Genomic DNA, 12,508 nt, shown 5'->3' with positions numbered 1-12,508 from the left:
GCGATGACATCCCCATATAGGTGCGCGGTGGTTGCGTTGCACCGAAATCGGGAGCCGCGGCCGTGGCTGTCGTCATCTGCGTAACTGGTTCAGATGCGCACGATCCGCCGCTGCGTGTGACGGCTGTCGGCGTTGCTGCGGTCGCGTCTGCAAACCGCGTACGCGCGCGCTCAAGGGCCCTGCACCAACGCCGATAACGTGGCGTTGGTACTTCACCCTCGAGATCTGGCGCATGGCAGAACAGCCCGAACACCCCAACCGCCCACGTGGCGGGCTGCGCCGTCTGCTGCCATGGGGCGGTGCCGGCACCGCGCGCCCGGCTACCTTGCCCAGCGTGCTGGGCGAGCGCGACGGCGCTGGATTGGCTGCGCATCAGCTGGTGCCGGCCAAGGCCAAGTCGGGCGCGCATGACCCTGCCGCTGCCACTGCATTGCTGATCCGCCTGTTTTCGCATGCCGCGCACCCGGAAGCCTTGCTGCTGGCCTTTGCCGAAGGCATTGCCAGCCTGCATGGTGAGCTCGGCGACATGGGCGTACGCCTGAGTACGGCGTATGCCGCCGGCGACTGGCCCGGGTATGGGCGCGCCCTGCGCCAGCTGATCGACAAATACATCCGCACCATCGACACCGGCGATTCGCTGGCTGAAGGCCGTACCGAAGCCGAACAGCTGCGCGACCTGCTGCGGCACGCGTTGGGCAATGCATTGGCCACGCTGCTGCAACGCAGCCCGGAGTTGGCCGAAGAAGCGCAAACGCTGGCCTCGGCACTGCGCCACTGGCGACCCGGCCACGAACTGATCACGCTGGAACAGCGGCTACGCGAGCTCAGCCACCAGATCGGCTTGCGCGCCGAAGATGCCAGCGAGCAACAGAACCTGTTGCTGGGCTTATTCGACCTATTGTTGGAGAACGTCGGCGAACTCCTGGACGATCGCAGTTGGCTGCAGGGCCAGATCTCGGTGGTGCGGCAGTTGATCGCCGGGCCGATGGACGTGGGTTCGATCGAACAGGCGCGCGGCACCCTGCGCGAGGTGATCTACAAGCAAGGCCTGCTCAAGCAGGGCATTGCCGACTCCAAGACCGCCATGCGCGAGATGATGGTGTCCTTCGTCGACCGGCTCGACGGCATGGCCACCAGCACCGGCGAATACCACGACCGCGTTGCCGGTTATTCGCAGGCGATCGGCGACGCTCGCAGCATTCCCGACCTCAACCGCTTGCTGCAGGACGTGTTGCAGGACACCGCCGGCGTGCAGGCGCAGGCGCTGGCCGCCCGCGACGAACTGCTGTCCGCGCGCCGCCAGGTGGAAGAGGCCGAGCACCGCATCGCCTCGCTGGAGCAGGAGCTCAAGGACGTGGCCGGTCTGGTGCGCGAAGACCAGCTCACCGGCGCCCTCAACCGGCGCGGCTTCGAAGAACTGTTCGAGCGCGAGGCCACCCGCACCCAGCGCAGCGGGCAACCGCTGTGCGTGGCGATGCTGGACCTGGACGACTTCCGCCGCCTCAACGAGACCCATGGGCATGCCGGTGGCGACGCCGCGTTGCGCCACACCGTGGACGTGGCCAAGTCGGTGCTGCGCACCACCGATGCGATTGCGCGCTTCGGTGGCGAGGAATTCGTGTTGCTGTTGCCGGACTCGACCATCTTCGAGGCCAGCGCTGCGGTGATCCGCCTGCAGCGCGCGCTTGCGCAGCGCTCGCTGCTGCATGAGGACGTGCGCGTGTTCGTCAGCTTCAGCGGCGGCGTGGCCATGCGCCGCACCGACGAAGCCCAGGACGAGGTGATCCGCCGCGCCGACCGCGCCATGTACGACGCCAAGGCGGCCGGCAAGAACCGGGTGATCAGCGCCGACTAAAGCGCTGCCGCAGCTAGTGTCTCCACTGCAGCCCGGTCCAGAGCCGCGGGGTTCTCAGCCTCAGCGTGCCAGCATCAGCAAGCACGCCGCCGAACGCTTGGTGCGCCAGCGCTTAGTGCGCGGCCTTGTTGCCGCGCAGCTTCTGAAACCCGGTCACCGCTGCCAGCACCACCGCACCAGCCACCACGCCCACCAGCATGTTGCCCAGCGCCTCCACCAGCCAGCCCAGGCTGCCGGAGGCCTTGGCCAGGTCCACCACCAGGTGGTGCAGCACCGGGATGTTGTGCACCAGGATGCCGCCGCCGACCAGGAACATCGCCAGCGTGCCGGCCACCGACAGGAACTTCATCAGCCACGGCGCCGCCACCAGGATGCCGCGGCCCAGGGCCGCCAGCGCCGCGCCCTTCTTGCTCAGGTACAGGCCCAGGTCGTCGAGCTTTACGATGCCGGCCACCAGGCCGTAGACGCCGATGGTCATCGCCAGCGCAATCGCCACCAGCACGGCCACCTGCTGGCCGAACGACACGCCCGCCACCACGCCCAGCGACAGCACGATGATTTCGGCCGACAGGATGAAGTCGGTGCGGATCGCGCCCTTGACCTTGTCCTTCTCCAGCGCCACCACGTCCACGGCCTCGTCGGCCAGCACCCGGGTGCGCTCGGCATGCCGCTGCGCGTCTTCTTCTTCGCTATGCAGGAACTTGTGCGCCAGCTTCTCCACGCCTTCGAAACACAGGTAGGCACCGCCGATCATCATCAGCGGCATCACCAGCGGCACGTTGTAGCCGCGCCCGCGCAGCCAGGCCTCCAGCGCGCTGATCGCCAGCGCCGCCGGCACCAGGATTACCTTGTTCACCAGCGAGCCCTTGGCCACCGCCCACACCACTGGCAGCTCGCGGTCGGCGGTGACGCCGGTGACCTGCTGCGCGTTGAGCGCCAGATCGTCGCCCAGCACGCCGGCCGTCTTCTTGGCCGCCACCTTGGTGAGGATGGACACGTCGTCCAGCAGCGTGGCGATGTCGTCGAGCAGGGTAAACAGGCTGGCACCGGCCATGCGGAGGTCCTTCTTGGGTGGGCGTGAATTCTCGCCGATCCTGCGCGCCGATGGGGTGACGGCTGCACCAGGGTGCTGGCGAGACACCGCGGGGCACTGGCAGCACGGCGCCAGCCGGCCAGACTGCGCCGCACGCGCCGCCGGCAGCAGCGGCACGCCCACCCCTTCGCAGCCCCGGGCGCGGATTCACCACGCGACGACCCGGCGCTGGCCACACTCGGGCGCTCAACACCACCCGGAGATGGCCTTGAGCCCCAACGACCCGCACCGCACACCGGCTCAGGCCACGCACCCGGCCGATAACGCCGTGGTCGGCGGCATGAGCCGACGGACGCAGATCCTGCGCCTGTTGCTGCGGTACCGCGGGTCGGGCGTGTTTGCCGGCATGAGCCTGGACCCGGCGGCGGTCAACGAGTACGAAGTGCCGGCCGAGGGCACGCCGGACCAGTTCGTTGCCGACCTGGAAGCGCTGGGCCCCACCTTCGTCAAACTCGGCCAGATGCTCTCTACCCGCCCGGACATCGTGCCGCCGGAATTTGCCACCGCGCTGGAGCGCATGCAGGAGAACACCAGCTCGGTGCCGGTGGAGCGCATCCGCCAGATCATCGAAGAAGAGCTCGGCGTGGCGGTCAACAAGGCGTTCTCGCATTTCGACCCGGTGCCGCTGGGCTGCGCCTCGCTGGCGCAGGTGCATCGCGCCGCCCTGCGTGACGGCACGCCGGTGGCGATCAAGGTGCAAAAGCCCGAGGTCGCCGCGCAGGTGCGCTCGGACCTGGACGTGCTCAAGAGCTTCGCCAACGCCGCCGACCGCCTGACCGGCATCGGCCGCCGGGTGCGCTTTGCCGACTGGCTGGGCGAATTCGGCAAGACCCTGCGCGCCGAACTCAACTATGAGGCCGAGGCCGAGACCCTGGTGCGCTTCGGCGAACACCTCAAGCCGTTCCCCTTGCTGTGGGTGCCGCAGCCGGTGTGGGACCTCAGCAGCCGCAAGGTGCTGACCATGCAGCTGGCCGAAGGCGTGCGCGTGGACAAGATCTCCGGCCTGCGCCGCACCGAGCAGCCGATGGACGAGCTGGCCGCGGCCCTGGTCAAGGGCTACCTGGACCAGATGTTCGTGCATGGCGAAATCCATGCCGACCCGCACCCGGGCAACCTGCGCGTGATGCCCGACGGCCGCCTGGCCATCTTCGACCTGGGCATGGTCGCGCACGTGCCACCGCGCCTGCGCGAGCGCCTGCTCAAATTGCTGTTTGCCGCCGTGGACGGCCGTGGCGAAGAAGTCGCCGAGGAAACCATCGCGCTCAGCACGCGCCTGGAGGACTACGACGAGGAGCGCTACCTACGCGAAACCGGGCAGATGATTGCCCGCTACGCCGCTCACGACGCCACCTCCGAGGGCCGCGTGGTGCTGGACCTGGTGCGCATTGCCACCGCCACCGGCCTGCGCACCCCGCCGGAGCTGAGCCTACTCGGCAAGACCTTGCTGAATCTGGAAGGCGTGTGCCGCGCGCTGTCGCCGGCACTGGACACCCGCCGCATCGTCGAGCGCCACCTGCAGCACGTAATGCGCGCACGCCTGAAGAAGTCGATGTCGGCGGCCAACCTGGCCAGCGAAGCCATGGAATTGCAGCACCTGCTGCGCGAAGGCCCGCGCCGCATGTCCGACATCCTCTCGCTGGTGGCCGAAAACCGCATGCAGATGCGCGTGACCGGGCTGGAAGAGTCGCACCTGATGGAAAGCCTGCAGAAGATCGCCAACCGCGTCGCCGCCGGCATCGTCACCGCCGCGCTGATCATGGCTTCTTCGCAGATGATGCGGATCGAGACCGGTCTCAAGCTGTGGGGCTACCCGGCGATCGCGATGGTGCTGTTCCTGCTCGGCGTGTTCCTGGGCCTGGGTATCGTGCTCAGTGCGCTGGTCTTCGACCGCCGCGTGCGCGCACGTGAGGAACGTGGGCACCGGTAACGCGGGATGGTTGGTGCTCGTTGGTGGCTGCTGCTTGCGCGCCTGCTATTCGTTAGGCGTTCGACGCCGCATATGGGCGGTGCGGATGGCTGTGGCACTAGCGTTGACTTCAAAGGGTGTCTGCACGCCGGCGTCGTGGTTGCCTGCATGGATCTGGCTTGCGACATCATCGAAGAGCGTAAAGCGGCCGTGGCGCATCTGGTTGGCGAAAAGCGCCGGTGCCAGCCCGATTGCAGGCAGCCCGGCTGATCGATCGATCGATCGATTGATCGATTGATCGGTTGATCGGTTGATCGGTTGATCGGCACCGTCGATGATTTCTCGCTATCGCGCCACAGCGCAATGAACGCGTGCTTTCAGCCATACGCTCCTAGCTTGCGTTCGCCAACGCACTGAACACATGCCGCAGCTGCGCGAGCATTCAAAGATGTTCTCCGGGCAGCAGCGCCACAAACGCCAGGCGCACTTCCTGCCTAGTGCTCGATGTCCCATAGCAATCCTCGCCGCACCGCAACCAGTCGTTCTCCAGACAACGACTAGCTACCCACGCGTCTTGCACCACACTGCGTGTGTCTTTGACGGCCAGCACTGCGCCGTTCAATCGTGCAGGTCATAGCGGGCAGAACCGCGCCAATACGCCTGTATATCGCAGCGTAATTTGCGCTTTGCCGCGTCCACACGCACTTCGGCGAGAAAGCAGCCCACCTGGCAAAGCAGCGCGCACAGTGGCCGCAACACTACATCAGGGCCCTCAACAAACATTTCAGTCAGCTTTGTCGCGGCATAGTCCGTCATCCCGGTGTCACATTTCGCGTGAAACCCAAGGACACGGCGAGCAAAGCGTGCGGTGCGTGCTCGCCTCTTTCCCCCACGGACGCTGCACATGCATTGGATTTTGGCGCTGTCGTTGTTGCTGTTGCTCTGGTTGCTGGTGGCGTCGCCGCGTCTGGCGTGGCTGAAAGCCGGGCTGCTGTCGTTGTTGTTGCTGTTGCTCAGCGCGTGGGGCTTGGTCGATCGGCTCAGTGGCGACGGCATCAATGCCGCAACGCTCTACCACCTGCGCGCGGACATGGACGGCGCCGGTGTCAGCGATTTCTCCGGCTATATCGCCGTGTTTATCGGCATGGTGCTGCTCTCGCTCAGCCCACTGGTGCTGTTGCGGGTGCGCCGTTTCCGGCGCCCGCGTGGCGGCGGTGCGGTGTTCGGTGCCTTCGTGGTGATGCTGTTGGTGAGCGTGGCGGTCAGCCCGCTGTATCGCGATGGCAAGCGGCTGTACTACCAGTTGCGCCCGGTCGATTACGCCACCGTGGTGCCGGAATACCAGGTGCCGCAGCAGCCGCTGCAAAAGCGCAAGAACATCGTCTGGATCTATGGCGAAAGCCTGGAGCGCACCTACTTCGACGAAGCGACGTTTCCCGGCTTGATGCCCAATCTGCGCCAGCTCGCCACCGAGGCAGTGGACGTGCGCAACCTCACCTCCACCGAAGGCAGCGGCTGGACCATTGCCGGCATGGTCGCCTCAATGTGCGGCGTGCCGCTGACCACTGCCCCAGGCGATGAGAACAGCATGGGGCGCATGGGCCTGTTCCTGCCCGAGGCGCGTTGCCTCGGCGACTATCTCAAGGACCAGGGCTACCGCAATCACTACGTGGGCGGTGCCGATGCCAGCTTCGCCGGCAAGGGCAGCTTTCTGGCCAGCCACGGCTTCGACGTGGTGCACGACGTGAATTACTTCCACAACAAGGGGGTGGCGCCGAAGCATTTCTCCGCATGGGGCGTGCACGACGATGTCTTGCTCGACGATGCCTGGGAGAGCTTCCAGGCGCTCTCGCGCGCCGGCCAGCCGTTCATGCTCACCACCTTGACCATGGACACCCATCACCCTGCCGGCCATCTGCCACTGGCGTGCAAGAACCAGCGCTATGAGAGCCCGCTGGGTGACATCGGTTTGCTGCATGCCATCAAGTGCAGCGACCGGCTGATTGGCGAGCTGGTCACGCGCATCCGCAACAGCCGCTATGGCCGCAACACCATCATCGTAATCGCCTCCGATCACCTGGCCATGCCCAACGATCTCAGCGACGTGCTGGCCAAGCAAAAACGCGAAAACCTGTTGCTGTTCCTCGGCAAGGACATTCCGCCGCAGCAGGTGGTCACGCGCGCCGGCAGCACCCTGGATTCGGGCGCCACGCTGCTGCAATTGCTGGAACCAGGCATGCGCACGCTGGGCTTCGGCCGCTCGCTGCTGGCCAATGACGCCCCGCCAAGTGCCAGCGTTGCCGCCAGCCGTGACAGCGGCAAGGACTACCCGCGTTATCTGGCTTATGCACGCACGTTGTGGACCGGGCGCAGCACGCGCATGTTGCGTGTCAACGGCAATGGCGATGTGGTGGTGGGCGTGCAGCAGGTGCGCCCGCCGGTGCTGCTGGAATACGACGACGACACCAACCTCAAGACGGTGTATCTGGAAAACACCTCGCGCCAGTTCGACCGCACCCACAGCGACGGCACGCTGGCCTATGTGGACCGCTGCACCGCCTTCGAAGACGGTTCGGCTGATGGCGACTGGTGTGCGCTGGTGGTGGATCGCAATCAGCACATGAAGCTGTACCGCGATCCCGACCTCACCCGCGGCATCGCCGTGGATGCGCCGCTGGATGTCACCCCGCAAGCGCCGCGCCCGCGCGTGCGTCAGCCGATCATGCTCACCCAGGCCGCGCGCAAGACCGAGGCCGGGCGCTACATGCTCGAGCTGTACGCCAAGCGCCGCCCAACCCGCGCGTTCTGGGTCGAAGCCGTGTCGTCCGAACGCAAGGTGGTGCTGGCCCAGCAATGGGTGGTGCCCGACGCCTCCGGCCGCATCCGCATGCCGGTGGGCCTGGAGCACGCAGTGGAGGATCTGGAGATCCGCGCCTGGCTGGACTACACCGAAGAGGTGAGCGTGGACGACCTGGCGTTGGTCAAGGACACCGCGGTTGCGGATCGTTCCTGATCGGGTCTCTGCACGGCTAGCAGGCGGGCGTTGCTGTTGTTTGCTGCGGCATGTGGCACATGGATCTGCAGCTTCCGAGGCGGTGTCCTCACGGCGTGCGGGGCATTGAGGCGACACCAGCGCCGGCACCTGGGTTTCCATGGATGCATTCGCAACAAGCCCTTGAAGTGGCAAGCCCCTTGCGCGCTCGACCAAGCTGGCGTTGGCGTGTGCGGCATCGGGGTTGGCGATGCTGTCGGTTTCACTGCGCATTGAACGCCAGCAGCTAAAGGGAGTCGTCCTGGTTTGAAAAAGGCGGTGTGGATGAGGCAACGCCGGAGCCGGAGCGGACACCAAAGCCAAGCATGTGTTCTGCGGCTTGGCTGCAGGGCCCTCGCCCGCCCACCGGCGCGGGACACGCCTTGAATCCGTCCATGGAGGCTCTTATGCGGCATCCATGCCGCATAAGGTCCCGCGCCGGTGGGCGGGCAAGGACCCGTGGGGATGATCGGTGTGCATGGCGCAAGCAGTGTTTGATGCACTCTGTTCGATAGTGGTTAGCCGGTTCAACTTCGGATGCATGTTGCGACCGCCGCTTTACATGGGCGACCGACCAACTCCCCGGAGCGGTGTCCTCACCGTTTGCGCGACCCTTGGCGGCATGGATGCCGCTAAGGAGCCTCCACGGACAGATTCACGGCGTGTCCCGCAAGTGGTGATGCCACCGCGCACTCAGCAGATCAGACGGTTGATCCAGGCAGTCGACCGCGCCTGGACGCGCGACGATTCAAATCCCGGTCGTCCGATGTGAAGCCAGCGGCGATTCGTTATTCCGGCTCGTCGACGGAACGAAGAGACGGTGAGCGACACGCGGCGTGACCGGATAGGTGACGACGCGCGCGGCGCTCGTCGTCACGTCAGATGCCTCGTAAGCGCCGAGGCAACCGCGCCTGCCGCCCACCCGGCCTGAAACCATGCACACGACGTGCCGCAGCCGGTGCATTCCCCGCGCCATCCACCGCGCTGACGCATTACCAGCGCACCACACACGCACGCCAGCTCAGCCTTCCGAAGTAGGCGTGGCATCGCCCGCATCGCGCGCCACCGCTGCACCCGCACGGCTGAAGCGGATTTCCTGTGGCGATTGCAGCGCAATACCGGCAGTGTCCATGCGCTGCAGCAACGCAAAGAACAGTTCGCTGCGCACGCCATACGAATCGCGCGGGCTGCGCACATAGGCAAACGAATTGAAGTTGACGTGGCCGCCGGCCAGCGAGTCGATGAACACCACCGGCGCCGGCTCGGCCAGCACCTTGGTGTGCTCGGCAAACAACTCAAGCAGCATGTCGCGCACCTTGGCCACATCGGTTTCCAGCGGCACCGAGAACTGCAATTGCACCCGGCCCAACGGATTGGACAAGGTCATGTTGCGCACGCTCTTGGTGATCAATTCCGAGTTGGGCACGATCAGCGTGGAGCGGTCGCCGACCTGGATCTCGGTGGCGCGCACGCTGATCTTGCGCACGTCGCCTTCCTGGTCGCCAATGCGCACCCAATCGCCAATCTTCACCGGCCGCTCGGCCAGCAGGATCAGGCCCGACACAAAGTTCTGCGTGATCGCCTGCAAACCAAACCCGATACCCACCGACAACGCGCTCAGCACCAGCGCCAACCGTTTCAGGTCCAGGCCCAGCGCAGTCAGGCCCCACACCACCACGATCAACCAGCCCAGATAGCGCGCCACCGTGCTGATGGAGTTACGTGCGCCGGCATCGAGTTCGGTCTTGGGCAGATAGGTGTTGAGCAACCACTGCTGCACCACATGCACCACCCCCATGCCCAGCAGGAACACGCACAGCGCACGGAACACATCGCCGGGGGTGATCACCAGCTCTTTGCCGATGTTGATGCCGTGGGTGATGTTCTCCGCCCAGTCGGCCACCACGCTGAGATTTGCGCCATACGGCGTCAGCAGCAACGCGATGCCCAACAGCACCAGCACCACGCGGGCCGCCGCCGAGATCAGCAATCCAAGCTGCACCAGGCGTCCGCTGCCGATGCTGAGCGCGTGCGCGAGCGCGCGGCTGAAACGGCCATCGGGTTTGAACAGCCAGGTCATCAGATCGTCGGCGAACACCACTAGCAAGCCGAGCAGGCTGCAGACCAGGGTGATCCAGATGATCTGCCGCTCCACGAACAAGGCCAGATTGAGATAGCCAAACAAGGCGGCGATCAGCGCAAAGATCACCGCCAGATGCCCCAGCAAGCGGATCAGCACGATGAAGCCGCCGCCGCGCGAGACTACCGGCGGCGGCGCGTCGCTGTCGGGATCGACCACGCCGGCATTGGCCGCGTGCGCGCGCAACGACAGACTCAAGCCCGCCAGCGCCGACAAAATCAAACCGGCATACAGCAGTGCCGCCACCGCATCGGTGGCTGTATTCAACGCCGGGCTGCTACCCGCCGCTTCGTTGATCTTGGACGCCATGCCGCTGCACCAGATCACCGCCGCGGTGGCCAGGCAATGCACGCGCAGCCGATCGACGGTGGCGTCATCCAGCGGGAACAACCGCCAGCTGGGTTGGTGCTTCATCAGCAGGCTGGCACTGAGCGAGCCCACGAAGGCGGCCACCAGACTGACCGCGACAAACCCGCTCAGCAGTTGGTCCAGATCCTCCGCCACCTGGCCGAGCGAGCGGATACTTTCGACCAGCACGAACGCCGCGACTCCAAGCGTCAGCGTACCGATCAGCAGGAACCACAACGCCAACCCCGAGCGCCGCAAGCGCCCGCCCGGCGCGCGCGAGGCCGCATAGCGCCGGCCCAGATGGCGCAGAAAGATGCGTAGCGGCAGCGCCAGCAACAGCGCGATCACCACACCGGTGATCAACCCGCCGACGCCATTGGCGGCGGTTCCGGCCTGCACCATCTGTACCGTCCTGGCCGACAACGCCTGCAGGCGCGCGCGATCGTCAGGCCACTGCTGCGCAATCTGGTTCCAGAATGTCGGCGACAACGGCGAGGCGACGCGTGTTGAGAGCTGCACGCTGAAGAGTTGCACGCGTTCGCGTTCGAGCCGATCGGCCAGGTCCTTGGCATCGGAGACCAACAGCATGGCGCGCTTGGATTCGGCATCCAGCCCATCGCGTTCTTTGGCCAGCGACTCACGTTGCTTGGTCAGGTCTTTCGGTTCGCCTGCTTGCTTGACGCCAAGTGCCTCCAACCGCACGTTGAGTTCCTTCAGCGGCGGATCCAACGTGCGCACCAGATCCTGCGCCTGCCGCTGCGCGCCAGTGACCTCATCGGTCAGCTTGCCGAGCTGATCCTTATCGGCCTTGTCCAGCCCCGCTTCGGCCTGCTTGAGAACCTTCTGCATGCTGTCGAGCTGGGCCTGCGCATTTTCCTGCAGCGTGTCCTCGTCCTGCGCCACCGCAGCACCCATGCAAACCATCCACAGGGCCACCAGCAACAGCAGACGCCGCACGACGCCGCGATGGGCAGTTGGAACCACTCGAAATTCAGACACGGGCAGGTATCGGGCAGGCGCGGACGGTGCGCAGAGCCCGCAATCTTAAGCCACCGCCCGGAGCGGTTCCGGCCATTCGGCTCACGCCGGCCGCGCCGATTCAGCGATGAGTGCGCCCGCCGGCGGAGACTATTGGAAGCCACGGTGCATGTGGCGGGCCCATTGGCCGGTTGAACGACAGGGTCGGGATTGCCCAGCGAGCCAAGTGCACCCTGAGATCGTGTCCACAGAGGCGAGCCACGTGAGCCGAAGGCAGTCCACGTTCGAGTTGAGTATGTGGAAAAGTCGGACGGGCTCGCGGAAGCAATGTGGGTGCGCGCAATGGCAAGCAATGAGGGACAGGCGCGCAGTCGCAGACAACAGGCGTCCTCGCCAGTCAGCACGCCCTGGCGCGCCTGGGCATCCAGTCCCCAACCACATGGCTCTGCGACGCCAGCCAACCAGCGCATGAACGTCGGTGCCGGGCTGTCACCTCGTGCCAACAGTTGGCTGTCGCAGAATCGAATCACCGCTGCGGCAGACGCAGCGGATGACCGCGAAGGAGACTCCTATGCAGATCCAGATCCAGACCGACAACCACGTGCCGCATGACCCCTCCGTTGTGCAGCACGTCGAGAAGACCTGTGCCGCGCAGTTGGCGCACTTTGCCCACGACATCACCCGCGTGGAAGTGCATTTGCGCGACGAGAACGGTCAGCGTGGCGGTGCGGCGGATCGGACCTGCAGTATCGAGGCGCATGTCGCCGGCCTGCCGCCCATTGCCGCCAGCAACAGCGCCGAAACCACCGCGTCTGCGGTCACCGGTGCGGCCCGCAAGCTGCGCAGCGCTATCGAAAGCGCCCGTGGCAAGCAGCAGGCCAAGGCGACCGCTCCGGCGCCAGACCCCTTGTAAGGTCTGCACTGCGGAGCGGGCACACCCGCCCTGTGGCAGCCATGGCCCCGCGCATGGCGTGGCCACGCATCCCTGAAAACGCGATCGGCCCGTTTGCAATGGCAGTGCCATCACAAACGGGCCGACTCATGTCTGGTGCGCCCGGAGGGATTCGAACCCCCGACCAATGGCTTCGGAAGCCACTACTCTATCCGGCTGAGCTACGAGCGCCTGGCCGCGCATTATGCCAGAACCGGCGCCATGC

General features: G+C 65.8%; 7 protein-coding genes and 1 tRNA gene. 4 read left to right on the top strand and 4 right to left on the bottom strand.

The window, feature by feature from the left end:
• The first annotated feature begins 232 nt into the window (after positions 1-232).
• On the top strand, positions 233-1,855 hold the full coding sequence (locus QRM60_RS08270; RefSeq protein WP_285445951.1) for a GGDEF domain-containing protein: 1,623 nt from the start codon (positions 233-235) through the stop codon (positions 1,853-1,855).
• A gap of 112 nt (positions 1,856-1,967) precedes the next feature.
• On the opposite strand, the gene QRM60_RS08265 is transcribed toward QRM60_RS08270, so the two are convergent.
• Complete coding sequence (locus tag QRM60_RS08265; RefSeq protein ID WP_042597948.1) at positions 1,968-2,909, bottom strand: DUF808 domain-containing protein; 942 nt, start codon at positions 2,907-2,909, stop codon at positions 1,968-1,970.
• A gap of 241 nt (positions 2,910-3,150) precedes the next feature.
• Between QRM60_RS08265 and QRM60_RS08260 the strand changes: the two genes are divergently transcribed.
• On the top strand, positions 3,151-4,875 hold the full coding sequence (locus QRM60_RS08260; protein WP_011035657.1) for an AarF/UbiB family protein: 1,725 nt from the start codon (positions 3,151-3,153) through the stop codon (positions 4,873-4,875).
• A 597-nt stretch (positions 4,876-5,472) separates the two neighbouring features.
• Here the strand turns inward: QRM60_RS08260 and QRM60_RS08255 are convergent.
• Complete coding sequence (locus QRM60_RS08255) at positions 5,473-5,670, bottom strand: hypothetical protein (protein ID WP_183111930.1); 198 nt, start codon at positions 5,668-5,670, stop codon at positions 5,473-5,475.
• A gap of 88 nt (positions 5,671-5,758) precedes the next feature.
• Here QRM60_RS08255 and QRM60_RS08250 point away from each other — a divergent pair, with 88 nt between their 5' ends.
• A complete protein-coding gene (locus QRM60_RS08250) occupies positions 5,759-7,867 on the top strand; it encodes a phosphoglycerol transferase I (RefSeq protein ID WP_285445950.1) in 2,109 nt (702 codons plus the stop codon).
• Positions 7,868-8,906: 1,039 nt separating this feature from the next.
• Here QRM60_RS08250 and QRM60_RS08245 read toward each other — a convergent pair.
• Positions 8,907-11,330 carry a DUF3772 domain-containing protein gene (locus QRM60_RS08245; protein WP_343237647.1) on the bottom strand — a complete coding sequence of 808 codons (2,424 nt, stop codon included), beginning with the start codon at positions 11,328-11,330 and terminating at the stop codon, positions 8,907-8,909.
• A gap of 592 nt (positions 11,331-11,922) precedes the next feature.
• On the opposite strand from QRM60_RS08245, the gene QRM60_RS08240 reads away from it, so the two are divergent.
• Entirely contained in the window at positions 11,923-12,264 is a 342-nt protein-coding gene (locus QRM60_RS08240; RefSeq protein WP_040940458.1) for an HPF/RaiA family ribosome-associated protein, read from the top strand.
• Between the two features lie 133 nt (positions 12,265-12,397).
• Here QRM60_RS08240 and QRM60_RS08235 read toward each other — a convergent pair.
• Positions 12,398-12,474 (bottom strand) — tRNA-Arg (locus QRM60_RS08235).
• Positions 12,475-12,508: the final 34 nt, after the last annotated feature.

This window comes from Xanthomonas sp. fls2-241-TYG-148, assembly GCF_030208815.1.
Classification (GTDB): Bacteria; Pseudomonadota; Gammaproteobacteria; order Xanthomonadales; family Xanthomonadaceae; genus Xanthomonas; species Xanthomonas campestris.
This window is presented reverse-complemented; position numbering and strand designations above follow the sequence as displayed.